Source organism: Pigmentiphaga sp. (genome assembly GCF_033795525.1).
Lineage (GTDB): Bacteria > Pseudomonadota > Gammaproteobacteria > Burkholderiales > Burkholderiaceae_B > Pigmentiphaga.
This window is the reverse complement of sequence record NZ_JARYGM010000001.1, coordinates 802,116-827,763: the sequence shown is the minus strand read 5'-3', so window position 1 is coordinate 827,763 and position 25,648 is coordinate 802,116. Positions and strand designations below refer to the sequence as shown.

The window sequence follows — 25,648 nt, the reverse complement described above, 5'->3', positions numbered from 1 at the left end:
ATAGACAGAGCGTGAATACATCTGCTGCAGGTTCCAGTACTTTGCGCGTCGCCGTTGACATAGGCGGGACCTTCACCGACGGTGTGGCGACCCTGCATCCGCAGGGCCGGATCTGGGTCGGCAAGACGCCGACCACGCCGGCGGACCCCGGCGAGGCGGTCTCTACCGTCATCGCCGACCTGTTGCGGCAGGTCGCCGGCGCGATGGACGAGGCGGCGCCGCCGCTGGGCGAAGTGCTGCACGGCACGACCTTGGTCACCAACACGCTGATCGAGCGCAAAGGGGCCGCCACCGGGCTTGTCACCACTGCCGGCATGCGCGATGCGCTCGACATCGGACGCGAATGGCGCTATGACCCCTACGATCTGGATATCGTGCTGCCCCAGCCGCTGGTGCCGCCCGAATGGCGCGTTGAAGTGTCCGAGCGTCTGGGCGCGCATGGGGACGTGCTTGAACCGCTGGATGACGCGGAGGTCGCGGCAGCGATCCAGGCGCTGGCGGATGCGGGGGTGGCCTCCATCGCGGTGTCGCTGCTGCATGCCTACATGGACGATCGCCATGAGCGGCGCATCGAGGCCGCGATCAAACAGCACCTGCCGCACATCGCGGTGTCGATCTCGTCGTCGCTGGCCCGCGAGATCGGCGAGTTCGAACGTACCTCTACCACCACCGCCAATGCCTACGTCAAGCCGGTGGTGGCCGACTACCTGCGGCAGCTTGAGGCGCGCATCGGCGATATCCGCCGGGGTATCCCGCTGCGGGTGATGGTGTCGAGCGGCGGTTTCACCTCGGCCCGTGCGGGCGCCGAGTCGCCCATCATGCTGCTCGAGTCGGGTCCCGCCGCGGGCGTGCTGTCAGCGCTCAATACCGCCCGGCAGAACGACGTGGATCAGGTACTGGCGTTCGACATGGGCGGCACCACGGCCAAGGCCTGCGTGGCGATCGACGGCGAGGCGCCGGTTGCGCACAGCTTCGAGTGCGCGCGGGTGGAGCGATTCAAGCGCGGCTCGGGGCTGCCCATTCTGATTCCCAGCATCGAGCTGATCGAGATCGGCGCAGGCGGGGGCTCGATCGCCTATTGCAACCGGCTGGGCCTGCTCAATGTGGGCCCCGAGTCGTCGGGATCCGTTCCCGGTCCCGTGTGCTATGGCCGCGGTGGCACGCAGCCGACGGTGACCGATGCCGACCTGCTGCTGGGCTATCTGAATCCCGGCAATTTTCTGGGCGGCGATATGGAGCTGGACCTGGACGCGACCCGCGCGGCCATGGCCCGGCTCGGCGAGCAGCTCGAGATGCCCGCCGAAAGCGCGGCCTGGGGCATCTGCAACATGGTCAACGAGAACATGGCGAGCGCGGCGCGTATCCACATCGCCGAAACCGGCCACGATCCGCGCGATCTTTCTATGGTCGCGACGGGAGGTGCCGGGCCGGTGCACGCGGTGGATGTGGCGCGCAAGCTGCGCATCCCGAGCGTGCTGGTGCCCATCGCCGCCGGCGCCGGATCCTGCCTGGGCATGCTGGCCGCTCCGGCCCGCGTGGACCGCGCCTGGTCCAACCCGCAACTGCTCTCCGAGACCGATTGGAACCAGGTCGCGCGCGTGCTGAGCGATCTGAAGCGCGAAGGCGAAGCCGAGCTGGCGTCGGTGGGGGCCAGCGATGTGGAGTGGCGCATCGGCGCAGACATGCGCTACTACGGCCAGGGGGCCGAGGTACCCGTCTCGATTCCTTACGCCGAGGTCGACGCCGGCACCGGCGCGCGCGTGCTGGCCGCCTTCGAGGAGCAATACCAGCGCCTATATGGCCGGCTGGTGCCGAATGCGCGGCCGCAGGTCACGACTTGGCGCCTGGTCGGCAAGGCGCGCACCGAGGGCAGCCATTTCGAGTGGGGCGATACGCGCACAAGCGGCGTTGGGGCACCGGCCGGTTCCCGGCCGATCTATCTGCCGCTGCGCAAGGCATATGGCGAAGTGCCGGTGCATGACCGCTATTCGCTGCCGGCCGGAACCACCCTGCAGGGACCGCTGATTCTGGAAGAGCGTGAATCCACCATCGTGGTCGCCGTTGAGGCCGACGTGGCGATCCTTCGGGACCTGACCGTATCCGTCACCATCAAGGAATTCGAATAATGGACAAGACTCCCTCCTGGCCGCGCCCGGCCGCCCGGCAGACGAGCTTCGACGCCGTCGAGCTGGAGATCCTGTGGAAGCGGCTTATCAGCGTCGTCGACGAGGCGGCCGCCGCGTTCGTGCGCACCTGCTTTTCCACGCTGGTCAGGGACGGCAACGACTTCGCCATCGTGCTGACCGACGCCCAAGGCCGCTCGCTGGCGCAATCGGCCATGAGCCTGCCCGGCTTCATCGGCTGCCTGCCCGCCACGGTGCGCCATTTTCTGAACAAGTACCCGGCCGACACCATCAAACCGGGGGACGTCTTCATTACCAATGACCCGTGGAAGGGCTCGGGCCACGTCCACGACGTCACCACGGTCACTCCCATTTTTTTCGATGGCCGGCTGGTGGCTTTTGGCGCAGTGGTGTCCCACCTGCCTGACATCGGCGGAAAGCTGCGCAGCAACAGCAGCCGCGAAATCTACGAGGAGGGTTTGCAGATCCCGCTGATGAAGCTGCTGGACGACGGTAGACCCAACGAGGTGCTGATCGAGATGATCAGCCAGAACATCCGCGTGCCGGAGCAGGGCATGGGCGATATATGGGCACAGGTCGCGGCATGCCGGATGATGGCCGACCGCCTGAAGGGGCCGCTCGAAACGGTGGATCTCGAGGCACTCGGGGCAGAGGTGCGCCGGCGCTCGGAGCAAGCCATGCGCGAGGCCATCCGCGCGTTGCCCGACGGCGTCTATCGCTCCACCGTGCAGCACGATGGTTTCGAAGAGCCCACTGTGATCCGCTGCCAGTTGACCGTGTCGGGCGACCGTATCGACATCGACTACGCCGGTACGTCCGCCCAATTGCCGCGTGCGCTGAACGTGGTGCCGATCTACGTATTCGCCTACACCGTGTACGGATTGAAGGCGTTGCTGTGTCCGGACATCCCCAACAACGAAGGTAGCTTCCTGCCGATCACGACGCGGGCGCCGCTTGGATCGCTGCTCAATCCTACCTATCCCGCCGCGTCGGGGGGGCGCAGCGCCATCGGTCATTTGCTGCCGGGGGCCGTCTTCAAGGCCTTGGCCGAGGTGCTGCCTGAAAAGGTATGGGCCTCGGGCTCACCCAATTCGTCGATGACCATGTCGGGCGAATACCGTGGCAAGCGCTACGCCGTCGTGAATTTCCTGAACGCCGGGCAGGGCGCCAATGCGCGCCGGCCCGGCTTCTCGGCGTTGAGCTTCCCGGCGAACCTGGGCAATACCCCGGTCGAGATGATGGAGACCCTGGCGCCCATCCGCGTACTGCGGCGCGAGATTCGCCGCGGCAGCGGCGGCGTGGGGCGCCAGCCTGGTGGCTGCGGTATCCGCTTCGAGTACGAATTGCTGGCCGACGCACCCGACGCGACGGCGTCGTTCCTGATGACCCAGCTCAAGTCCGCGCCCGAGGGACTGGCCGGCGGCGGTGCGGGCCAGCCAGGGCGGCTGGCCATCAACGGGCAGATCGTCGATCCCACCGAGCCGCGCGTGCTGCGCGCCCGGGACCGCGTATTGATGGAGACCGCCGGTGGCGGCGCCTATGGATCACTGGAGAAGGAAGCATGAGCGGGATCAAACGAATCGACCAGAACGCGCGGCGCAGCCGGGCGCTGGTCCACAACGGCATCGCCTACCTGTCGGGCCAAGTGCCTGACGACCGTACCCAGGACGTCGCCGGCCAGACCCGACAGGTGCTGGCCAAGGTCGACGAACTGCTCGGCTTGGCGGGTACCGACAAGAGCCGGGTGCTGAGTGCGCAGATCTGGTTGAAGACCATGGACGATTTTGCGGCGATGAACGGCGTGTGGGATGCCTGGGTCGTGCCCGGGCAGACCCCCACCCGTTGCTGCGGCAAGGTCGAACTGAATGACCCGGCGTGCCGGGTCGAGATCGTGGTGGTAGCCGCCGTCTGAGGTTGATTCGCGGATGGAGGAGGCGACATCCCGTTGGTTCCCTAAACACGTGAGGCTGAGATGATCGAGAGAAACTCTGGCAGGTGTTGTATGGTGAAGTCGCCAATCACGAAGGCGCGTAAGCCCCGATCGTGGTCCTTCATGCAGGCAGGATGGGCCGCGGCCGGCGTGGCCATGGCATGCGTGGCCTGGGTCGCCCCCCCGGCGGCGGCTGCCGACGCTTTCCCCAGCAAGCCGATCCGGCTGGTGATTCCGTACGCGACCGGCGGCGTTTCGGATTCGATCGGCCGGGTGCTGGCAAAATCCATGAGCGATGTGCTGGGCCAGTCGGTAGTGGCGGAGAACCGCGGTGGCGGGGGAGGCACCATAGGCGCCGCAGTCGTGGCCGCCGCGCCGCCCGACGGCTACACCATCCTGCTGACCAGTCCGCCCATGGTGGCGGTGGCGCCCGTCCTGCTCAAGAATCTGCCTTATCACGCGATCGACGATTTCACCGCGATCGGCACGCTGGTCACCACGCCCAACATCCTCGCGGTCAACAACCAATTGCCGGTCAGGTCGCTGGCCGACATGGCAACCTACGCCAAGGGCGACGGCAAGAACAAGCTCAGTTTCGCATCGGCCGGGCCGGGCAGCACCGGCCATCTGTCGGGCCAGATCCTGCAGAACGCGATGGACATCGTCATGACGCACGTACCCTACAAGTCGTCGGGCCTGGCCTTTCCTGACGTGATATCCGGACGGGTATCCATGGTGTTCGATTCGCTGCCGTCTACTATCGGGTATGTCCGCGCCGGCCAGGTGCGGCCGCTGGTGGTGATGTCCAAGGAGCGCTCGTCGATACTGCCGGATGTGCCTACTGCCATTGAAGCCGGTTACCCGGCGGCGACGATGAACTTCTGGATGGGCATAGAAGGGCCGGCCGGCATGCCGCCCGCCGTGGTGGAAAAGCTCAATGCCGCCATCCGGAAGGCGGTGGAGTCACCGGAAATGCGCAAGCAGCTCGCCATCCTGGGAGCGGAACCGTATCTGATCAGTTCCAGCGAATTTTCGGCGCTGCGCCGCCAGGATGCCGCCACCTACCGCAAGCTGGTCAAGGAAATGGGACTGGAGCGCGACTGATGACGGATACGGACACCAGCGGCTCGGCCGCGATGACGGAAAAGGGGGTGGGCGCGCGCCTGCGCCGCCGGGAAGACTGGCGGCATTTGCGGGGGCGCGGACAGTTCGTGGCTGATATCCGCGTGCCGGGTACGCTGGACGTTGCTTTCGTTCGCAGTCCGAGCGCCCACGGCATCTTACGCGACATCGTTATTCCGGAGGAATACCGGCATCAGGTGTTTACTGCGAGGGACTTCCCGGACGTCAAACCCATCGTGGCGGTGCCCAAGATAGACGGCTTCAAGTATTCCGAGCATCCGGCGCTCGCGACCGACCGCGTCCGTTTTGCCGGCGAACCGGTGGCAATGGTCGCCGCGCCCACGCGGGCGATGGCCGAGGACATCGCCGACTCGGTGTTCGTCGACATCGAGGAGCTGCCGGCCGTGGTCGATACGGTGGCGGCCACGCTGCCGGGGGCGCCCCTGATCCGCGAGGATTGGGGCGATAACGTGTACGTCGCGCGCGACGCCGAGTTCGGCGATTTGGCCGCTGCCCGGCGCAATGCTGCGGTGGTGATCGAACGTGAGTACAGGATGAACCGCCAGTCCGCCGTGCCGCTGGAAGGGCGGGCGATCCTGGCGGTATGGGACGACCGGCTGGACGAGCTGTGTGTCTACACGGGCAGCCAGTCGCCGCACCAGACGCGGGTCGGCATGGCGCAGGCGCTCGGCATCGAAGAGCGTCGGCTACGCCTGATCTCGCCCGATATGGGGGGTGGTTTCGGCGCCAAGCGCGTACTGTATCCCGAGGAACTGATGGTGGCTGCGCTGGCGCTCAAGCTCAAGCGTCCGGTCCGTTGGTTGGACGACAAGCGGGAACATTTGCTCAGTGCCATCCATTGCCGCGAGCATCATCACAAAGTGAAGGCCTACGCCGACGAACGGGGTCGTATCCTGGGCCTGGACGTGGAGGTGTACGTGGACGCCGGCGCCTATTCGCACTGGCCCAACAGTCCCTTCATGGAAACCGGCATGGTGGCCAAGAACATTCCCGGCCCCTACGACGTGCCCAGCTACCGCTGCCGAAGCTACACCGTGGCCACCAACAAGTCGCCCATCGGTGCCTATCGGGGCGTGGCCCGTCCAGCCGCCTGCTTCACCATCGAGCGGACCATAGACGAGATCGCCCATGCCGTGGGGCGGGAGCCCTGGGAAGTGCGGGTAGAGAACATGGTGCCCGAGCACGCCATGCCCTACCGCTCGATTACCAATCTGATCTTCGATAGCGGTAACTACAGCGAGTCGGTGCGGCGCGCGGCCGAGCTGATCGGTCTGGCCGCGGTGCGCGCACGCCAGAAGCGGGGCGAAGCGGACGGCCGCCTGATAGGCGTGGGCTTTGCGGCGTTCACCGAGCAGACGGCGCATGGCTGCGGCGAGTGGGTCTCGCGCGGCACCCCGGTGATCCCGGGCTACGAATCGGCCACGGCGCGGATGATGGCCGATGGTTCGCTAATGCTCATGGTGGGCATCGTGTCGCACGGACAGGGGCTGGAGACGGCCTTGTCCCAGATCGCCCACCAGGAGTTGGGCATCGATCCCGCCCATGTGTCGGTGCGACATGGCGACACGCAGGTGTCGCCGTTCGGCATGGGAACATTCGCGTCGCGCAGCATGGTCATGTCGGGCGGTGCAGTGGCACGCGCGTGCCGGCTGCTGCGCGCCAAGATGGCGACGATTGCCGCCTACACGCTCAAATGCGAAGCCGAGGCGCTGCGCTTCGAGGACGGGCGCGTGCACGGTCCCGAAGGGTCGATGGGCTTCGACGAGATCGGCCGCATCGCGCACCTGCGGCAGGAGGCGTTGCCGCCGGGTATGGAGCCCCTGCTCGACGTGACGACGACCTACGAGCCGCAGGTGGATACCGGCGTATTCACCTACGCAACCCACGCGGCCGTAGTGGCTGTGGATCCGGACACCGGCAAAGTCGACCTGCTCGACTACGCTTGCGTCGAGGACTGCGGCACCGTGGTCAATCCCATGATCGTCGACGGTCAGATCATCGGCGGCATCGTGCAGGGTATAGGCACGGCGCTGTACGAAGAAATTCCCTATGACGAGAACGGGCAGCCGCTGGCGACGACGCTGGGCGATTATCTGATGCCGGGCGCGCCCGAGGCGCCTCCCATCAAGATCGGCCATATGGTGACGCCCACGCCGCACACGGAGTACGGCATGAAGGGCATGGGCGAGGGCGGTGCCATCCCGCCGCCGGCAGCGATCGCCAACGCGGTGCGCGATGCGCTGCGCGGAATGGGGGCCGAACTGAACGAGACGCCCATGACCCCGCAACGCGTGCGCGCCGCCATCGTCGCCGCGGGATGTAGGCAGGAGACCACCCGGGTTCGCCGCGCCGACGAGGTGATGCAATGAAGGCCGCGCCGATTTCTTATCGCCGTGCCTCGACCCTGGACGAGGCTCTGGCCGCAGGCGGCGAAACCGCCCGCTTCCTGGCAGGGGGCCAATCGTTGGTGCCGATGATGAATCTGCGGCTGACGTTGGCGGACATCATGATAGACATCTCCAACCTGCGTGAGCTGCGGCGCTGTGCCCGGGAAGGAGACCGGATTTTCATCGGCGCGGGCGTTACGCATGCCATGCTCGAGGACGGCAAGATCGCCGATCCGTCGCGCGGCTATCTGCCCCATGTGGCTGGCGGCATCGCCTTCCGGTCGGTACGCAACCGTGGCACGTTGGGCGGTAGTCTCGCGCATGCCGACCCGGCGGCCGATTGGCCCGCCGCGCTGCTGGCGCTCGGCGCCGACGCCGTCATCCGCGGCTTGGGCGGCGAACGCCGGCTGCCGCTGGCGCAGTTCCAGCTCGGGTTGATGGAGACCGCGCTGGAGCCGGGCGAGATCCTGCTGGGCGTGTCGGTGCCCGTGCTGTCCTGCCATGCCCGCTGGAGCTACCAGAAGTTCTGTCGCAAATCCGGCGAGTTTGCCCATTCCATCGCCGCCGTCGTCTGCGATCCGGCGCGCGGACTGGCGGAGGTGGTGCTGGGTGCGGCCGGGGACAAACCGTTTCGGTTGGAACGCGCATCGGCGCTGTTGCTGGGCGACGAGCCGCCGGCTGCGCCGCAAATGGCGCTGGCGGTGGATGAAGATGTACGGGAGGCCACGGGCTTGGCCGTGTCGTCCTACGAGTTCCACCTGCATCGAACCATGGCTTTGCGCGCCTGTGCGCGCTTACGGGAGCACGCATGAAAATTGCATTGACGGTGAACGGCGCGCAGGTAGCCGCCGAGATCGAAGATCGCCTGACGCTGGCCGATTTCATCCGCGATCATTGCGGTCTTACCGGCACGCACCTGGGTTGCGAACACGGCGTATGCGGCGCCTGCTCGGTGCTGGTGGACGGCGAGCCGGTACGCGCATGCATCACGCTGGCGGGGGCGGTCGAAGGCCGCGAGGTGGTGACCATCGAGGGTCTGGAGGACGATGCGGCGATGGCTGTCATCCGGGAATGTTTTTCCGAAGCGCACGGCCTGCAGTGCGGCTTTTGCACCCCGGGGATGGTCATCATGGTGCGCGATGCACTGGCGCGTGGCCGCTGCCGGTCGGAGGACGAGATCCGCAACGAGCTGGCGGGCAACCTGTGCCGCTGCACCGGCTACGCCGGCATCGTCAAGGCGACGGGGATGGCGCGGGACCGGCTGGCCCGGACCGATCGCTCCGGTGTTACCCACTCATAACAGAAGGGCGTTGCATCGATGAAAATTACGGGAGAACGGCAACTGACCGTCGATAATCAGAGTGCCTGGGACAGTCTGTTCGACCCAGCCATCCTGCAGCAGTGCATACCGGGCTGCGAATCGGTCGAGCGCGAGGACGAGGCGCGCTACAAGGCGGTGGTCGTGATGTCGATCGGTCCGGTCAAGGCGCGTTTTTCCGGCACCTTCGCCATTGCCGATGCGCAGGCGCCGGCGCGCTGCCGGCTGGTGTTCGAGGGCAGTGGCGGAGCGGCGGGACTGGCCAAGGGCGGCGCCGATGTGGTGCTGGCGCCGGCTGACGGCGGTACCCTCCTGACCTATGATGCCCAGGCTCAGGTCGCGGGCAAGCTGGCCCAGGTGGGCGCGAGGCTGATCGAAGGGGTAGCGAGGAAACTCGCGGGGGAGTTCTTCGATCGTTTCGAGACGGCAGTCACGGCGGGTCAGACCTGACCCGCCCACGCCGCATGGCGGGGCTTGGCACGGATGCTGCTTGGCAGTATGCCCAAGCCGATTCGAGCGGTGTCTTCAGAGGGCTCGCAATCATGAGAAAGCTTTCCCTGCGTCACCTGCGGTGCTTCGTCGCCATAGCGGAAACCGGTTCCTTCACCTTGGCCGCCGCCCGGCTCTTCCACACCCAATCGTCACTGACGGCCACCATCCAGCAGTTCGAAGAAGCAGTCGGCCTCAAGCTGTTCGACCGTACCACGCGCCGGGTGGTCCTGACCGATGACGCGGTCCGCTTCAAGGCCGTGGCCGAGCGCATCCTGCGGGATTTCGACAACGCCATCGGCGATCTGCAGGCCATCGCCAAGAGTCAGCGCGGCCACGTGCGCATCGCGGCAGCGCCGTCGCTGATCGTGCTGATCCTCACGCCGGCACTCGCGGCGTTCCGCCGGGCTTACCCGGCGATCACCGTTTCAGTGCGCGATGGCGGATCGGACAAGATCGAGCGCGCGGTGCTGGAGGGCGAGGTCGATTTCGGCCTGTGCAGCCGTCTCAATAATTATCCCGAGCTCGATTACGTGCCCATGCTGGCCGATCCGTTCGGCGTGATCTTTCCCAACGACCACCCGCTGGCGCTTACCAACGGCCCGATCAAATGGTCGGATTTGGCGCCCTACGACTACATCGGCCTGACCGGGGACACCGGCATAGGCGCCTTCCTGGAAACCTATCCCGAGCTCGGGCTGCACGAGAAGACTCGCCTGCATGACAACGTATCTAGTACCAATTCGCTTTACGCCATGCTGGGCCTGGGCGGCAAGATCTCGGTCGTGCCGGCGCTGGCGGCCCAGGCCAGTCCCTTGAATGAATTCAAGTTCCGGGAGCTGTGCGAACCCCGCATTTGCCGCGAGGTCTGCCTGGCCACTCGCCACCTACGCTCTTTTTCCGTCAATACCCGCCGCATCCTCGAAGTATTGATGAGCACCATCCAGGACGCCGGGCATTTGAACGGGGTCGAGGTAATCCTGGACGAGCGTTGGTCCGCGCCCGAGACCTGGGCCGAAGCGGGGGCGGCCGGCGCGCAGGTCGACGTGCGGCACCTGATGGAGAGCGCATGAGACGACCCCCAGCGGTTGGGGATGGGCTATGCTTGGTCCCCCGATTCCCACGCACCCTCTGGATATGGCGACCTTCCTCTCCCGTACTGCATTCCGTCCCACCCGCCGCCGCCTGCTGGCTACCGCGCCGGCCCTCGGCCTGGCTGCCGCCGCCCCTCACGCCTGGGCCCAGGGCCGCAAGCGGGTAACCCGTATCATCGTGCCGTTCGCGCCGGGAGGCGGGAACGACGTGTTTGCGCGGCAGCTCGCGTACAGCCTGAACGCGATGGGCCAGAAGGACGTCATCGTCGAGAACAAGCCCGGTGCCGGCGGCAACCTGGGCACGGAACTGGTGGTGCGCGCCCCGGCCGACAGCAATACTTTCCTGCTGGGCCATACGGGCACGATCGCCATCAACCCGGCTCTCTACAAGAACCTGTCGTTCAACGCCTCCACGGACCTGCAGCCGGTTGCCATGTTCGCCTCGTCGGCATTGCTGCTGGTCGTGCCTGCCTCCTCGCCGATCAAGAGCGTCGCGCAACTGGCCGACGCGCTGAAGGCCAAGAACGCCGACCTGTCCTACGCGTCCAGCGGCGCCGGCACGGGCGGGCACCTCACGGCGGAGATGTTCCTGCATGCGCTGGGCGCGCGCGCCGTCCATGTGCCATACAAGGGCACGGCGCCGTCGCTGGCTGACGTGGCCGGCGGCCAGGTGGATTTCAGCTTCAGCGTGATCCCCGCCGCCATGGCCCTCGTCAAGGCGGGCAAGCTGCGGGCGCTGGCAGTCACGAGCGCGAAACGGCTGGCGTTGCTGCAGGACGTGCCGACCGTGGCCGAGGCCGGCGTGCCGGCGCTTGCCGGCTTCGAGAGCACGCTCACCTACGGCATCCTGGCACCCAAGGGCGTGCCGCAGGCCGAGGTGGCGCAGTTTGCCGCCGACATCCTGAAGGTGGCCTCTACCCCCGAATTTCAGTCCAAGCTGGGCATCGAGGGGGCCGAGCCGCTGCTGGGTGGAGCCGCGGAGTACGCGCGCAAGGTCCAGGAAGAAAGCCGCAAGTGGTCCGAGGTCGTGAAGTTCTCGGGGGCGTCGGTCTAGGGTAAACTACAGGCTGCCTTCACCCTGCGTAACTGGCGACTCTAGGCTTCGCGCCTAGGTGGGTTTACCACAAGGAAGCGCAGGGTTTCGGCGGTTCGGTTCGTCCCATCCGGGGCCGCCGGCCGCCCGCCGTTCGCCTGGGCAGCCGTTAGGCAGATTCGTAGATCGCGTCACCGTCCTTCGTTTCGGCTGTCCTGCCGCGCAGGCGCCGCCAGGGCGATGTGGCGCGGTTTCCGTCATATCGGCTGGCCGGTCGCGTTGAATCCGCCGGTTGGCCTCGCTCTGCACAGGAAGGAAACCGACATGTTCGACCGCAGCCGCACCATTGCCCAAACCGACCCCGAGCTCTGGTCCGCCATCGAGCTGGAAAACCAGCGCCAGGAACAGCACATCGAGCTGATCGCCTCGGAAAACTACGCCAGCCCGGCCGTCATGCAGGCCCAGGGCACGCAACTCACCAACAAGTACGCCGAGGGCTATCCCGGCAAGCGCTACTACGGCGGCTGCGAGTTCGTCGACATCGTCGAGCAGCTCGCCATCGACCGCGCCAAGCAGATCTTCGGCGCCGACGCCGTCAACGTCCAGCCCAACTCCGGCTCGCAGGCCAACCAGGGCGTGTACATGGCCGTGCTCAAGCCCGGCGATACCGTGCTGGGCATGAGCCTGGCCGAGGGCGGCCACCTGACGCACGGCTCGCCGGTCAACGCCTCGGGCAAGCTCTACAACTTCCTGTCCTACGGCCTGAACGCTCAGGAAGAAATCGACTACGACCAGGTCGCCCGCCTGGCCGAACAGCACAAGCCCAAGCTGATCGTGGCCGGGGCCTCGGCCTATTCGCTGCGCATCGACTTCGCGCGTTTTGCCGAGATCGCCAAGGCCAACGGTGCGCTGTTCATGGTGGATATCGCCCACTACGCGGGCCTGGTCGCCGGCGGCGTGTACCCGAATCCCGTGCCGCACGCCGATTTCGTCACCTCGACCACGCACAAGTCGCTGCGCGGCCCGCGCGGCGGCCTGATCATGTGCAAGGCCGAGTTCGAGAAAGCCGTGAATTCGGCCATCTTCCCCGGCATCCAGGGCGGTCCGCTGGAGCACGTCATCGCCGGCAAGGCGGTGGCCTTCAAGGAAGCGCTGGATCCGTCGTTCAAGCAATACGCGGCCCAGGTCGTGGCCAACGCCAAGGTCATGGCCGAGACCCTGGTCGAGCGCGGCCTGCGCATCGTGTCCGGCCGTACCGAGAGCCACGTCATGCTGGTCGACCTGCGCGCCAAGGGCATCACCGGCAAGGAAGCCGAGCACGCTTTGGGGCAGGCCCACATCACGGTCAACAAGAACGCCATCCCCAACGATCCGGAAAAGCCGTTCGTCACCAGCGGCATCCGGGTCGGCTCGCCGGCCATGACCACGCGCGGCTTCAAGGAAGACGAGGCCCGGCTGACGGCGAATCTCATTGCGGACGTGTTGGACAATCCGCGCGACGAGGCCCATATCGCCGCAGTACGCGAACGCGTGAACGCGTTGACAGCCAAGTTCCCCGTCTACGGCTGAAGATGAAGCCCATGCTGCGCGGATGGTGCGTGGGCCAAGGGAATTAGCATGCACGTCATGTTATGGAGAACGGCGCATGAAGTGTCCTTTCTGTCGTCATGACGACACCCAGGTGATCGATACCCGGGTGCTTGAAGAGGGCAGTGCCATCCGCCGCCGACGCCGCTGCTCCCAGTGCGATCGCCGGTTCACGACCTACGAACGGGTGGAGCTGTCGTTGCCGACGGTGGTCAAGCGCAACGGCAGCCGTTCCGAATACGACCAGGGCAAGTTGCGCGGCAGTCTGATGCTGGCGCTGCGCAAGCGCGCCGTGAGTGCCGACGCGGTGGAAGCCGCGGTGGCGCGCATCGAAGAAGCGTTGATGACCAGCGGCTTGCGCGAGGTGCCGTCCGAGCGCGTGGGCGAACTGGTCATGCAGGAGCTCAAGAAGCTCGACAAGATCGCCTATATCCGCTTTGCCTCGGTCTACAAGAGTTTCGAGGACGTCGACGAATTCACCGACGTCGTCCGCGAAATCCAGGGGCCGCCGCTTCCCGGCGCCAAGTCCTGACGTTTTCCCGCATGATTCCCGACCCTACCGAACAAGCCGGCGACGCTTCCTGGATGCGGCGGGCGCTCGCGCTCGCCGAGGGCGTCATGTACCGTACCTCGCCCAATCCGCGCGTCGGCTGCGTGATCGTGCGCGATGGCCGCGTCATTGGCGAAGGCGCGACTCAGCCGGTCGGCGGGCCGCACGCGGAGGTGTGCGCGCTGCGCGATGCACAGGCGCGCGGCGAGTCGGTGCAGGGCGCCACCGTCTACGTCACGCTGGAGCCGTGCAGCCACCATGGGCGCACGCCGCCTTGCGTGGATGCGTTGATCGCGGCCGCCCCCGCCCGCGTGGTGGTGGCCATGGGCGATCCCAATCCCCGCGTCAATGGCGAGGGCTTGGCGCGCTTGCGCGCTGCGGGGATCGCCGTGGCGGCCGGCGTATGCCGGGACGAAGCGCTGGCATTGAATATCGGTTTCGTGGCGCGCATGAGCCGCGGTACGCCGTGGCTCTGGGCGAAGATGGCCGCTTCGCTGGACGGCCGCAGCGCCTTGCCGAACGGGCGGTCGCAATGGATCACCGGCGAAGCGGCCCGCGCCGACGGCCATCACTGGCGGGCGCGCAGTTGCGCGGTCCTGACGGGGATCGACACCGTGCTGGCCGACAATCCGCGGCTGGATGTCCGGCATGTGACCACCACGCGCCCGCCCCGCAAGATCGTGCTCGATTCGACGTTGCGGATGCCGCCGGACGCGCGCATGCTGGATGGAACCGAAACCTGGATCTTCACTGCCCGCGAGGACGCGGGCCGGGCAGCGGAGCTGGCTGCGCGCAATGCCCGGATCATTTGCCTGCCCGATGCCGCCGGCCGTGTCGACCTGGCGGCCGTCATGCGTTGGCTGGGCCAGCACGAGATCAATGAAGTCCATGCCGAAGCGGGCGCTACCCTTACCGGCGCCTTGCTGCAGGCCGGGTGCGTCGACGAGCTTCTCGTCTATATGGCGCCTATGCTGCTCGGCGAAGGCGCGGGCATGGCCCGTTTGCCGGTGCTGGAAGCGCTCGAGCAGGCACGCCGTTTCGAGTTCATCGACGTGTGCCGCATTGGTGCGGACATCCGCGTCCGGGCGCAGGACCCGGCCCGCCTGGCCCAGGCAAGCGCCGCGGCAACGCCCGCCTTGCGCGCTTAGCCGGGCAGGGCGGCCCGCTTACAGAGACTCGCGCTTGCCCAGCGTGCGGGACAGTACCGCCGCTTCCTGTATCAGCATTTCGCCGAATTGCCGGATCCGGTCGGCATGCAGCCGGGCGCTCGGTCCGAACACGCCCAGCGAGCCGGCCACCTGCCCGCTGCGGTCGAAGAAGGGCGCAGCGATCGCGACCGCACCTTGGATCAGTTCGTCCTTGCTGACTGCATAGCCGCGCCGTTTGACCATGTCGAGGTCCTCCACGGGGTTCGCGACGTCCACGCCGCGTTCGGCAGCGTAGCGGCGCCGCTCTTCGTCGTTCGCACCGATATGGGCCAGGATGGCCCGGCCGCTTGCCCCCACCGAAATCCGCTCGCGATAGCCGATGCCCCGCTTGAAGCTCAGGGGCTGGGCGCTGGGCAGTTCGGCGATACACAGCCGGTCGCCGCCTTCCAGCACGAACAAGGCCACCGTTTCGCCGGTTTGCTCCTGCAGTTTCTCCATCAGCGGCGCGGCCAGCGCGCTCAAGTCCAGGCTCGAGGTCCATACGTGCGCCAGTTGGCCGACCGCGGGACCGAGGCGGAATTTTTGCGGATCGCCCTCTGAAACGACGAAGCCGCGCTGCTCCAGGGTGTACAGCAGGCGATACAAGGTCGGCCGGCTCAAATCCACCCGCTTGAGCAACTGCCCCACCGTTAGTTCGTAGTCCGTGGCCGTAAAGGCCAGCAGGATTTCGAGGGCCCGGTCCACGGCCCGCACGCTGTCGCCAAGTTTTTCGGTTTCGGCCACGCCTTTCCCCGCTGTCTGTCCGTCAAGCCCGACATCGTAGCCGAGCCGGGGCTCGTCCTTGTTGCCTGCCCTCTGTTGACAAAACGATGTGTGTCCGTAGAATGGACTTAATTATCACACAATGGACATATGTCAGGAGGCTAAGGAGTCATGAACAAGGAAACGTCGGAAATCCTGGTGCGTACGGGGCCGGGTACCCTCATGGGCAATTTGTTGCGCCGGTACTGGGTACCCATTCTCAAATCCAGCGAGATCGCCGAACCGGACTGTCCGCCGGTACGGGTGCAGATCATGGGCGAGAAGCTGCTGGCCTTTCGCGACAGCAGCGGCCGTCCGGCACTGATCGACGAGTTCTGTTCCCACCGGGGCGTGTCGCTGTATTTCGGCCGCAATGAAGAAGACGGCATCCGCTGCGCCTACCATGGACTGAAGTTCAACCGCATGGGCGAATGCGTGGACGTGCCTTCGGCGCCGCAAAGCTGCAGCCGCATGGGCATCAAGGCTTATCCCTGCATCGAGCGCGGCACGATCGTCTGGGCCTACATGGGGCCTCCCGAGCTGCAGCCCAGCCTGCCGGAAGTCGAGTGGTGCAGCCTGCCGGAAAGCCATATCTATGTCTCCAAGCGGCTGCAGGAATGCAATTACCTCCAGGCGATGGAAGGCGGCATCGATACCAGCCACGTTTCCTACGTGCACCGCTACGAAGTCGACGTGGATCCTCTGCACCAGGGCACCAAGGCCAACGACTACATCAAGGCCGACGGCAATGTGGTCTTCGACATCGAGAAGAATGACTTCGGCCTCACGCTCTACGGACGGCGCAACGGCGAACCGGACTCCTACTACTGGCGGATCACGCAGTGGCTGTTTCCGTGGTTCACGCTCATCCCGCCGTTCGGCAACCACGCTCTCGGCGGCCACGTCTGGGTGCCCATCGATGACCACAACTGCTGGGCATGGAGCATCAACTTCCATCCCGACAAGCCGCTGTCGGCCCAGGAGCGCGCGGACCTGGAAGCGGGCAAGGGCATCCATGCGCCTTGCGATCCGGTGACGTTCCGGCCGCTGGCCAACAAGGACAACGACTACCTGATCGATCGCCAGGCCCAGAAGGAAAAGCGCAGCTATAGCGGCGTGTTCGGCTTCGCCATGCAGGATGCCTCGCTGCAGGAAAGCATGGGGCCGATCCAGAACCACGAAGCCGAGCGTCTGCTGCCGACTGATCGCGCCATCGTCATGGCGCGCCGCATGCTGCACGAGGCCGCGCTCGGGCTGCGCGACGGCATCGAGCCGCCAGCCTTGGACGGCGCGACACAGCGGGTGCGCGCGGCCGGCGTATTGCTGGAGCGTTCGGCCGATCCCATGGCATGGGCAAAAGAGCACCTGGCGGACGGGCTGAACCAACCCGTCTACAGCGTGTAGCGGCGCGGCCATTGGCCGCTGTTCCCATAACGAGAGGGTAAGGAGACTTTCATGCTTGCATTGTTCCGCAAGGCGGCCTGGGCGCTCGCCGCCTGTACCGCCATCCATACGGCCGCCGCAGCCGCAGAGTGGGCGCCGACCAAGCCCGTGCGTATCATCGTGCCCATCGTGGGCAGCACCAACGACGTCCTGGGACGACTGGTCGCATCCAAGCTCGAAGGCATTTTCGGGCAGCCCGTCATCGTCGAGAACAAGCCCGGCGCGGGGGGCAATATCGGCGCCGACCTGGTCGCCAAGTCGCCACCCGACGGCTATACCCTGCTGGTGGGCTACAACGGGCCGATCGCCATCAACAAGACCCTGTTCGACAACATGCCTTACGACCCGGTAACGGACCTCGCCCCGATTACGCTGGCGGTCAGTTCGCCGCAGTATCTGGTGGTCAATCCCAATATGCCGGTCAAGACCGTGACCGACCTCGTGGCATGGTCCAAGGCGAACCCGGGCAAGCTGTCCTATGGTTCGGTCGCGACCGGCAGCGCGTCGCACCTGACCATGGAAATGCTCAACGAGGCGGCCGGGCTTGGAGCTACGCACGTTCCTTATCGCGGCGCATCGCCGGCCCTGGTGGACCTGGTCGCAGGCAATGTGCAGGCGGCGTTCCTCGTGCCCGGCAACGTGCAGCAATACGTCAAGGAAGGGCGCTTGAAGCTGTTGGCTTCGACCGGTGAAAAGCGCTTCCCCAGCACGCCGGACGTGCCCACCATGATCGAGTCCGGCTATCCCGGCTTCGTCGCCACGTCATGGATAGGCTTTCTTGCCCCGGCCGGTACACCCCGCGAGATCATCGACCGCTACAACAAGGAAATCGTGAAGGTCCTGCACATGCCGGACGTCCAGCAGAAGCTGCGCGACATGGAATTCGAAGTCGTGGGCAATACGCCGGAACAGTTCGGCGCGTGGATACGGACCGAAGTCGAGCGCTGGGGCAAGGTCATCAAGTCCACCGGCGCGAAGGCGGGTTAGGTCATGGCCCGACTATCCGATCGCAAGGCCTTGATTACCGGCGGCGCATCCGGCATAGGCGCCGCCACTGCCCGGCTGTTCTGCCAGGAAGGCGCCGCCGTGCTGCTGGTGGACCGCGATCCCGAGGCGCTGTCGGGTACGGCGGCCGCATTGCGGGAGGCCCACCCGGGCGCGCGCGTCGAATGCCTGGCCGCCGACGTGTCGGACGCAGACGCCGCGCAGCGGGCCGCGGACATGGCGGCGCGAGCCTGGGGCGGGCTGGACATCCTGGTGTGCAACGCAGCCATGCGCAATTACTCCACGCTGGCGCAGGCCAAGCCGGAGGAATGGCACGCCATGGTCGACGTCAACCTGGTCGGCACGGCTAATTACTGCCGCGCCGCGCTGCCCGCCCTACGTGCCGCCGCCGGCGCCAGCATCGTCATCGTTTCGTCCTGCTATGCAGTTACGGGCCGGGCGGGCATGGGCATCTACGATGCAACCAAGGCGGGCTTGCTGGCCATGACGCGCACGCTGGCATTCGAGGAAGCGCCGCATGGCGTGCGCGTGAACGCCGTGTGTCCCGGGTCGACGCTGACCGAGTTCCACGTCGGCCGGGCGCAGGCGCGGGGCAAGGCTGTCGAGCAGTTGAAGCAGGAGCGCACCGATACGTCCCTGCTGCGGCGCTGGGCGTCCCCGGAAGAGATTGCGTGGCCCATTCTATGGTTGGCCTCGAACGAGGCTTCCTTCATGACTGGCACGCATGTCATGGTGGACGGCGGATTGTCGGTAATGTGAGGGGGCGCGAGGTTCCGCGCCCCCCGCGCATCAGACCTGCGTGATGAACTTGGTCACGAGATAGCCGTCGAAGGTCTCGACCCCGCCTTCGCTGCCGATGCCGGAATCCTTGACGCCGCCGAAGGGCGTCTCGGCCAGCGCGATGCCGAAGTGGTTGATGTTGACCATGCCGGCTTCCAGGCCGTTGGACACTTCGGTGGCGGTCTTCAACGAGTTGGTGAAGACGTAGGAGGCCAGGCCGAAGGGCAGGCTGTTGGCGCGCTTGAGGACCTCTTCGGTGGTCTTGAAACGGGTCACGGGCGCGATCGGGCCGAAGGGCTCTTCGGTCATCAGCTTGGAGTCGTCGGGAATGTCGGTGACCACGGCCGGCGCGAAGAAATAGCCCTTGTCGCCCACGCGCGAACCGCCGGTCACCACCTTGCCGCCGCGCTGGCTGGCATCATCGAGGAAGGTCTGCATGGCCATCACCCGGCGCTCATGGGCCAGCGGGCCCATTTCTATGCCTTGGCCCAGGCCGTCGCCCACCTTGATGGAGGCAATGGCGTCGGCAAAGCGCGCCACGAATTTGTCGTAGGCCTTTTCCTGGACGTAGAAGCGGGTGGGGGACACGCATACCTGGCCGGCGTTGCGGATCTTCATGCGCGCCAGCATTTCGGCCGCCGGTTCGACGTCGGCGTCGTCGAACACCAGCACGGGCGAATGGCCGCCCAGTTCCATGGTCGTGCGCTTCATGTGGGCACCGGCCAGCGCCGCCAGCTGCTTGCCCACCGGCACCGAGCCGGTGAACGAGATTTTGCGGACGATGGGCGACTCGATCAGGTAGGTCGAGATCTCGCTCGGTACGCCCCACACCAGGTTGAGCACCCCTGGCGGCAGGCCGGCGTCATGGAACAGGCGGGCCATGGCCACGACGGCGCTGGGCGTGTCTTCCGGGCCCTTGAGGATGATGGTGCAGCCGGCCGCGATGGCGGCGGCGGCCTTGCGGATGGCCTGGTTGAACGGGAAGTTCCAGGGCGTGAACGCGGCGCAGACGCCCACCGGTTCGCGCACGACGAACTGCCGTACCGCCGGGGTGCGCGGAGGGATGACGCGGCCATAGATGCGCCGGCATTCCTCGGCATGCCATTCGGCGTGTTCCGAGCAGGTCATGATTTCGGCCACGGCTTCGGCCAGCGGCTTGCCCTGGTCCAGCGTCAGGTTCCGGCCGATGTCCTGGGCGCGTTCACGGGCCAGCTCGGCAACCTTGCGCAGGATGCGCGACCTTTCCATCGGCGAGGTCTTCTTCCAGCTTTCGAAGGCCCGCTGCGCCGCGGCGAGCGCACGGTCCAGATCTTCGCGGGTGGCGTGCGGCAGTTTGCCCAGCACCTCTTGGGTGGCCGGGTTGATGACATCCTGCTCGCGACGACCGCCGCCTTGAATGAATTCGCCATCGATGTAAAGGGCGAGATCCTGATACATGCCAGTCTCCTGAGAGCGGCGGCCGAAGGTCCCGGTCGCCAAAAGCGAAAAAGGATTAGGGAAAGGAATGGCCCAGCCTGGCCAGCCGTCTGTCAGCGGCAAGCCTCTTAGACTAGCACGGCGAGCGGTCCGGCGACATCGTCCGGGAGGCGGCGCGCGAAGTCGGCAGCGCGGACCGGCGCTACATGATGGCCGGCTTCTCGGCGTGCGGGGCGCGGGCGCCTTCGGCCGCCAGGTCGGGCGGCAGGGAGTCGTTCCAGAGCCGCGCGATGTAGCGTTCCCCGGTACGGCCATTGGAGGCATCGGAACAGAGCCACAGGATGCCGCGGCGCATGATGGAAGGCGGCAACAGGTTGCCGTCGGCGCCTTTCTTGTCGGGGCCGGCCGGCAGGAAGTCGGTATCGGCAGCACCGCCCGGCAAGTAGACGTTCACGTCGACGCCGGTGCCGGCGAGGTCCTGCGCCCAGATGCGCGAGGCCGCTTCGAGCGCTGCCTTGCTGGGTCCGTACGGGGAGTATCCGCGGCGCACCATGGTCAGGTCGCTGGTGGAGATGTTGATGATCTTGCCGAAACCCTGTTCCACCATCAGTGGCGCGGCGGCCCGCGCCATGTTGAAGGCGCCGTTGACGTTGGTGTCGATGATGGCGCGCCATGCCTGCGGATCGGTCTTCCAGAAGCGCGCGGGCTCGGTGTTGAAGGTGTTGCTGATGACGCCCATGCCGATTCCGGCATTGTTCACCAGCACATGGAGCGCGCCGAAGTGTTCGCGGATTTCCGCGACGGCCCGGGCGCAGTGGTCGAAGCGGGTCACGTCGGCGACGATGGCGAACATGCGGCCGATACCGGCGAGCGCCTGGGCCTGCGCCATGGTGTCGTGCATGGCGTCCGAGGCGTGGGCACCGGTAATGGCCACGCGGGCGCCGGCCTCGACCAGGGCCAGGGCCATTTCCCGCCCCAGTCCGCGCGTGCCGCCGGTAATCAGTACCACGCGGTCGCGCAGGGATGTCGTGTAGTCGGCAGTCATGGCGTTCGCTCCTGGAAGATGCCGCCGCCCGGCCTTTGTCCGGATGCGCGTGGCGTCCAACCTCAGGGAAGTGTAGCGCCTGGCGGCGCGGCCGGAACCCCGGTGCCGTCGCCGCCGGCGGCTGGCGCACGGGGCTCTCGGCAGCTGCCCCCGCGCTGCACTATTATGGCGTTCTGCGAACGAGCTGGAGTGGTAAGAAGGATGGACAACGTCGATCTGGATGTCTTGCGGCGCCTGGTCCAATGGCGGCAGGAAGGACGCAAGGTCGTGCTGGGCACGGTGACGCGCACCTGGGGGTCGGCGCCGCGGCCCATAGGAGCAATGGTGGCGGTGCGCGACGACGGCGCCATTGCCGGTTCGGTATCGGGCGGTTGTATCGAAGACGACCTCTCGGACAAGGTGCGCGCGGGCGCCTGGAGCGGCCTGGCGCCGAGCGTCGTACGCTACGGCGTTTCAGCCGAGGAGGCCAACCGCTTCGGCTTGCCGTGCGGCGGTACGCTGGAACTGGTGTTGGAACCCGTCGGCACCCAGAGCGGCGTGGACGATCTGCTTGCCGAACTGAGCGCGGGCCGGCGGGTATTGCGGCGCCTGGACCTGTCCACCGGCAAAGCGACTTTGGAAGCGGCGAGCGATCGCGCCGACACCCTGGTGCTGACCGATACCGAGCTGGTATCGACGCATGGGCCGAGCTGGCGCCTGTTGATCATCGGCGCGGGGCAGCTGTCGCAGTATCTTGCGCAAATGGCGCTGGCGCTGGACTACGAGGTCATCGTCTGCGATCCGCGCGAGGAGTATGGGCAGGGGTGGGAAGTCCAGGGGGCCCGGCTGGTGACCACCATGCCGGACGACACGGTGCTGGAGATGCGGCCGGACCGGCATACCGCGATCGTGGCCCTGACGCACGACCCTAAGCTGGACGACCTGGCATTGCTGGAGGCGCTGAAGTCCGATGCCTTCTATGTCGGCGCCATCGGCTCGCGCGCCAACCAGAAGAAGCGCCGCGAGCGCCTGGTGGAGTTCGATCTCACGCCTGAAGACGTGGCCAGGCTGCACGGACCGGTGGGGCTGCGCATCGGCGCGCGGACGCCACCCGAGATCGCGGTGGCCATCCTCGCGCACATGACCGCCGAGCGCTACGGCTACCGTACGCTGGAATTCGAGAACACGGCTAGCGCGTAAACTATCGCGCCTTGTCGTTTCCGGACCGTTGCCGTGCCCGCTGTCGTCAATATCGCCGCCTATCGCTTTCTCAGCCTCGAGAACCTTCCCGCGCTGCAAGCCGCGGTGCGGGAACAGGCGCTGGCGTGCGGCCTCAAGGGCACGGTATTGCTGGCCCCGGAGGGTATCAACCTGTTCCTGGCCGGAACGCGCGACGGCATCGACGCGTGGCTGCACTGGCTGCGCCACGGGCCCGGGTTCGCCGGCCGGCTGGTGGATATCGAAGTCAAGGAAAGCCTGTCTGGCCACGTGCCGTTCCGCAAGCTGCTGGTCAAGATCAAGCGCGAGATCATCCGGATGGACCACCCGGCGATCCGGCCCGAGGCCGGACGAGCGCCGTCCGTGGACGCCCGGACAGTCGCGCGCTGGCTGCGCGAGGGCCGGGACGATGCGGGACGCGAAGTCGTCATGCTCGATACCCGCAACGCGTTCGAGGTCGACGAAGGCACCTTCCAGGGTGCCATCGATTGGCGCATCGCCAGGTTCACCGAGTTTCCGGCTGCCGTGCAGGCCCGCAAGCATGAGCTGTCCGGCAAGACCGTCGTGAGCTTCTGCACCGGCGGCATCCGCTGCGAAAAAGCCGCCATCTATATGGCGCAAGCGGGCATCGAGCGCATCTACCAGCTCGAGGGCGGCATCCTGAAATATTTCGAGGAAACCGGCGGCGAGGGCTTCGTCGGCAGCTGTTTCGTGTTCGACGGCAGGGAGGCGCTGGATCCGGACCTGCGCCCGCGCATGGACCAGCCGGCCGAGTCCCCGTAGGCATTCCAGCCCCGCCGGGGCGTGGCAGCGGCCCCGGGCGGCCCACCGGCCGGGCACGCTTCGCATTTCGGCGCCCGTTCGGCGATTTTTCGCGCCATCCGGGTAAAATACCCGGTTTCCCGTATCGGCCCCCCCGGCCGGTACCGCAAGCAACCCCGCGCCGGACGACAGCCATGTCTGCATTCATTTCTCCCGTTCCCGCCCCTGGCGGTTCCTCGGCCATTTCGTCGGTACCGGAAATCGTGGCCGAGCTGCGGGCCGGCCGCATGGTGATCCTGGTCGACGAAGAAGACCGGGAGAACGAAGGCGACCTGGTGATGGCGGCCGAGCACGTCACGCCAGAGGCCATCAACTTCATGGCCCGCTACGGCCGCGGCCTGATCTGCCTGACGCTTACCGAAGACCGTTGCCGGCAATTGAACCTGCCGCTCATGGTGTCGGCCAACGGCACCAAGCACGGCACGAATTTCACCGTATCGATCGAGGCCGCGCAGGGCGTCACCACCGGCATCTCGGCGGCCGACCGGGCCCGTACCGTCCAGGCTGCGGTGGCGCGCGATGCCAAGCCCGCGGATCTCGTGCAGCCGGGGCACATTTTCCCGCTCAAGGCCGCCCGCGGCGGCGTGCTGGCCCGCGCCGGCCATACCGAGGCCGGCTGCGACCTCACCGCGATGGCGGGGCTCACGCCCGCGGCGGTGATCTGCGAGGTACTCAAGGACGATGGATCCATGGCCCGCCTGCCGGACCTGATCGAATTCGCCCAGCAGCACGGCCTGAAGATCGGCACCATCGCCGACCTGATCCAATACCGCAGCGAACACGAGTCGCTCGTCCATCGCGTGGCCGAGCGCCCCATCCGTACCGCGCACGGTACCTTCCGGGCGGTGATGTACCGGGATACGCCCAGCGGCGCGCCCCATCTCGCGCTGGTCCACGGCGACATCCACCCGGATCGCGAGACGCTGGTCCGCGTCCATGAACCGACCTCGCTGCTCGACGTGCTCGAAGTTGCAAGGAGCACGCACAGCTGGAGCGTCCCCAGTGCGCTCGAGGCCATTTCCCAGGCCGATGCCGGCGTGGTCATCCTGCTCAACTGCGACGGCACGGCCTCCGACCTCGTGGCCGAGTTCCAGCAGCTGATCGAGCAGGACCGTACCGGCGCGGCGTGCGGCGATGCGCCGCCGCGCATGGACTTGCGCACGTACGGCGTCGGCGCACAGATCCTGAGGGACCTGCATGTCGGCAACATGAAGCTGTTGGCGCGTCCCGTCCGGATGCCCAGCATGACCGGCTTTTCTCTTACCGTGACCGGCTACGAGGCCGGCCACGAACAACCCCCCACCAAGGACGGCGCCCCATCATGAACCCCTATACCATGACTCCCGATCTGAATGGCGAAGGGCTGCATATCTGCATCGTGCGCTCCCGCTTCAACGAGAACATCGGCGAACAGCAGCTGCAGGCGTGCCTTGAAGAGCTGGGCAAGCTGGGCGTGGACGAACGCGACATCATGGTCCTGTCGGTCCCCGGCGCGCTTGAACTCGGCGTAACGCTCGCGCAGCTGGCCCATACCGGCGAGTTCGATGCCCTGATCACGCTCGGCGCGGTCGTCCGTGGCGAGACCTACCACTTCGAGGTGGTCAGCAATGAAAGCGCGGCGGCCATCAGCCGTGTCGCGCTCGAAACCGGTATTCCCATCGCCAACGGTGTGCTCACCACCGATACCGAGGCGCAGGCCCTGGAACGGGCCGCCGCCAAGGGACGGGATTGCGCCCAGACCGCGGTGGAAATGGCCAATCTGCTGGCTGCCCTCGAGCCGGAGGAAGACGACGGGGACGACGACGAAGAAGAAGACGATGAGGACTTCGACGACGAGGAAGGCCGCGATGACTGAAGCGAGTCGCCAGAGCGGGCGCAGCGCGCGCCGGCGCGCGCGCGAGTTCGCCTTGCAGGGCGTCTACGAATGGCTGCTCAAGGGCGGCGACGCGGGCGAGATGGGCGAGATCGATGCCCATATGCAGGATAGCGAGGGGTTCGCCGAAGCGGACCTCGGCCATTACAAGGCGCTGCTCTATGGTGCCTCGCGCGATGCGGCCGGCCTGCGGGAGCGTTTCGCACCCTTCCTCGACCGCCAGGTGACCGAGCTGTCGCCGGTGGAGCACGGCATCCTGCTGATCGGCGCTTACGAGCTGGTCAATCATGTGGAGATCCCCTACAAGGTGGTGATCAACGAGGCCGTCGAGCTGGCCAAGTCCTTCGGCGGCACCGACGGGTTCAAGTTCGTCAACGGCGTACTGGACAAGCTCGCGGCCGAGGTCCGGACTGCCGAGGTCCAGGCGGGGCGCCGCGGCTGAG

General features: G+C 66.6%; 24 protein-coding genes and 1 riboswitch. Of the genes, 21 read left to right on the top strand and 3 right to left on the bottom strand.

The genetic code is table 11. The annotated features are described in order from the left end of the window. Nucleotides 1-11 precede the first annotated feature (11 nt). The 13 genes from QHC78_RS03935 (at nt 12) to ribD (ending at nt 14,823) form a co-directional block, all read left to right on the top strand. A complete protein-coding gene (locus QHC78_RS03935; protein ID WP_319742552.1) occupies nt 12-2,126 on the top strand; it encodes a hydantoinase/oxoprolinase family protein in 2,115 nt (704 codons plus the stop codon). Further along, complete coding sequence (locus QHC78_RS03930; protein ID WP_319742551.1) at nt 2,126-3,709, top strand: hydantoinase B/oxoprolinase family protein; 1,584 nt, start codon at nt 2,126-2,128, stop codon at nt 3,707-3,709. The genes QHC78_RS03935 and QHC78_RS03930 overlap by 1 nt, the downstream gene beginning before the upstream one ends. Further along, nucleotides 3,706-4,056: a RidA family protein gene (locus tag QHC78_RS03925; protein WP_319742550.1), complete on the top strand. Its 351-nt coding sequence runs from the start codon at nt 3,706-3,708 to the stop codon at nt 4,054-4,056. The genes QHC78_RS03930 and QHC78_RS03925 overlap by 4 nt, the downstream gene beginning before the upstream one ends. Nucleotides 4,057-4,197: 141 nt before the next feature. Next, nucleotides 4,198-5,178, top strand: a complete 981-nt coding sequence (locus tag QHC78_RS03920; RefSeq protein ID WP_319742549.1) for a Bug family tripartite tricarboxylate transporter substrate binding protein — start codon at nt 4,198-4,200, stop codon at nt 5,176-5,178. Continuing rightward, nucleotides 5,178-7,586, top strand: a complete 2,409-nt coding sequence (locus QHC78_RS03915; protein ID WP_319742548.1) for a xanthine dehydrogenase family protein molybdopterin-binding subunit — start codon at nt 5,178-5,180, stop codon at nt 7,584-7,586. Before QHC78_RS03920 ends, QHC78_RS03915 begins: the two co-directional genes overlap by 1 nt. After that, nucleotides 7,583-8,416 (top strand): FAD binding domain-containing protein, encoded by an 834-nt coding sequence (locus tag QHC78_RS03910; protein WP_319742547.1) that lies wholly within the window; start codon nt 7,583-7,585, stop codon nt 8,414-8,416. Before QHC78_RS03915 ends, QHC78_RS03910 begins: the two co-directional genes overlap by 4 nt. After that, nucleotides 8,413-8,904: a (2Fe-2S)-binding protein gene (locus QHC78_RS03905; RefSeq protein WP_319742546.1), complete on the top strand. Its 492-nt coding sequence runs from the start codon at nt 8,413-8,415 to the stop codon at nt 8,902-8,904. The genes QHC78_RS03910 and QHC78_RS03905 overlap by 4 nt, the downstream gene beginning before the upstream one ends. Before the next feature lie 18 nt (nt 8,905-8,922). Then, on the top strand, nt 8,923-9,372 hold the full coding sequence (locus tag QHC78_RS03900) for an SRPBCC family protein (protein WP_319742545.1): 450 nt from the start codon (nt 8,923-8,925) through the stop codon (nt 9,370-9,372). A 92-nt stretch (nt 9,373-9,464) separates the two neighbouring features. Then, complete coding sequence (locus tag QHC78_RS03895) at nt 9,465-10,484, top strand: LysR family transcriptional regulator (RefSeq protein ID WP_319742544.1); 1,020 nt, start codon at nt 9,465-9,467, stop codon at nt 10,482-10,484. A gap of 28 nt (nt 10,485-10,512) precedes the next feature. Continuing rightward, nucleotides 10,513-11,559: a Bug family tripartite tricarboxylate transporter substrate binding protein gene (locus tag QHC78_RS03890; protein ID WP_319742543.1), complete on the top strand. Its 1,047-nt coding sequence runs from the start codon at nt 10,513-10,515 to the stop codon at nt 11,557-11,559. 18 nt (nt 11,560-11,577) lie between these two features. Beyond that, nucleotides 11,578-11,709, top strand: a riboswitch (ZMP/ZTP riboswitch). Nucleotides 11,710-11,862: 153 nt separating this feature from the next. Then, the gene (glyA, locus tag QHC78_RS03885; protein WP_319742542.1) at nt 11,863-13,107 is read left to right on the top strand and encodes a serine hydroxymethyltransferase; all 1,245 of its coding nucleotides are present in this window, start codon (nt 11,863-11,865) and stop codon (nt 13,105-13,107) included. A gap of 76 nt (nt 13,108-13,183) precedes the next feature. Next, nucleotides 13,184-13,657, top strand: coding sequence for a transcriptional regulator NrdR (gene nrdR / locus QHC78_RS03880; protein WP_319742541.1), 474 nt, complete (start codon nt 13,184-13,186; stop codon nt 13,655-13,657). Nucleotides 13,658-13,668: 11 nt separating this feature from the next. Continuing rightward, the gene (gene ribD / locus QHC78_RS03875; RefSeq protein ID WP_319742540.1) at nt 13,669-14,823 is read left to right on the top strand and encodes a bifunctional diaminohydroxyphosphoribosylaminopyrimidine deaminase/5-amino-6-(5-phosphoribosylamino)uracil reductase RibD; all 1,155 of its coding nucleotides are present in this window, start codon (nt 13,669-13,671) and stop codon (nt 14,821-14,823) included. Nucleotides 14,824-14,841: 18 nt separating this feature from the next. On the opposite strand, the gene QHC78_RS03870 is transcribed toward ribD, so the two are convergent. Continuing rightward, a complete protein-coding gene (locus QHC78_RS03870; RefSeq protein ID WP_319742539.1) occupies nt 14,842-15,606 on the bottom strand; it encodes an IclR family transcriptional regulator in 765 nt (254 codons plus the stop codon). A gap of 150 nt (nt 15,607-15,756) precedes the next feature. On the opposite strand from QHC78_RS03870, the gene QHC78_RS03865 reads away from it, so the two are divergent. From QHC78_RS03865 to QHC78_RS03855, 3 genes are read left to right on the top strand one after another with little or no spacing between them, the layout of a single operon-like run. Further along, on the top strand, nt 15,757-17,028 hold the full coding sequence (locus tag QHC78_RS03865) for a Rieske 2Fe-2S domain-containing protein (protein ID WP_319742538.1): 1,272 nt from the start codon (nt 15,757-15,759) through the stop codon (nt 17,026-17,028). A gap of 51 nt (nt 17,029-17,079) precedes the next feature. Next, nucleotides 17,080-18,054: a Bug family tripartite tricarboxylate transporter substrate binding protein gene (locus tag QHC78_RS03860; protein WP_319742537.1), complete on the top strand. Its 975-nt coding sequence runs from the start codon at nt 17,080-17,082 to the stop codon at nt 18,052-18,054. Between the two features lie 3 nt (nt 18,055-18,057). Then, nucleotides 18,058-18,831, top strand: coding sequence for an SDR family NAD(P)-dependent oxidoreductase (locus QHC78_RS03855; protein ID WP_319742536.1), 774 nt, complete (start codon nt 18,058-18,060; stop codon nt 18,829-18,831). Between the two features lie 30 nt (nt 18,832-18,861). Here the strand turns inward: QHC78_RS03855 and QHC78_RS03850 are convergent, their stop codons facing one another. Together QHC78_RS03850 and QHC78_RS03845 are read right to left on the bottom strand one after the other, a co-directional pair. After that, nucleotides 18,862-20,289, bottom strand: coding sequence for an NAD-dependent succinate-semialdehyde dehydrogenase (locus QHC78_RS03850; protein WP_319742535.1), 1,428 nt, complete (start codon nt 20,287-20,289; stop codon nt 18,862-18,864). Between the two features lie 181 nt (nt 20,290-20,470). After that, nucleotides 20,471-21,313, bottom strand: a complete 843-nt coding sequence (locus QHC78_RS03845) for an SDR family NAD(P)-dependent oxidoreductase (RefSeq protein ID WP_319742534.1) — start codon at nt 21,311-21,313, stop codon at nt 20,471-20,473. 201 nt (nt 21,314-21,514) lie between these two features. Between QHC78_RS03845 and QHC78_RS03840 the strand changes: the two genes are divergently transcribed. The 5 genes from QHC78_RS03840 to nusB all read left to right on the top strand — a co-directional run bounded on the left by QHC78_RS03840 (nt 21,515) and on the right by nusB (nt 25,647). Continuing rightward, on the top strand, nt 21,515-22,492 hold the full coding sequence (locus QHC78_RS03840) for an XdhC family protein (RefSeq protein WP_319742533.1): 978 nt from the start codon (nt 21,515-21,517) through the stop codon (nt 22,490-22,492). Nucleotides 22,493-22,525: 33 nt separating this feature from the next. Further along, complete coding sequence (locus QHC78_RS03835) at nt 22,526-23,293, top strand: sulfurtransferase (protein WP_319742532.1); 768 nt, start codon at nt 22,526-22,528, stop codon at nt 23,291-23,293. Nucleotides 23,294-23,466: 173 nt separating this feature from the next. Beyond that, nucleotides 23,467-24,657 (top strand): bifunctional 3,4-dihydroxy-2-butanone-4-phosphate synthase/GTP cyclohydrolase II, encoded by a 1,191-nt coding sequence (gene ribBA / locus QHC78_RS03830; protein ID WP_319742531.1) that lies wholly within the window; start codon nt 23,467-23,469, stop codon nt 24,655-24,657. After that, nucleotides 24,654-25,187 (top strand): 6,7-dimethyl-8-ribityllumazine synthase, encoded by a 534-nt coding sequence (gene ribH / locus QHC78_RS03825; protein WP_319742530.1) that lies wholly within the window; start codon nt 24,654-24,656, stop codon nt 25,185-25,187. Before ribBA ends, ribH begins: the two co-directional genes overlap by 4 nt. Next, nucleotides 25,180-25,647 carry a transcription antitermination factor NusB gene (nusB, locus tag QHC78_RS03820; RefSeq protein WP_319742529.1) on the top strand — a complete coding sequence of 156 codons (468 nt, stop codon included), beginning with the start codon at nt 25,180-25,182 and terminating at the stop codon, nt 25,645-25,647. Before ribH ends, nusB begins: the two co-directional genes overlap by 8 nt. Nucleotide 25,648 lies beyond the last annotated feature (1 nt).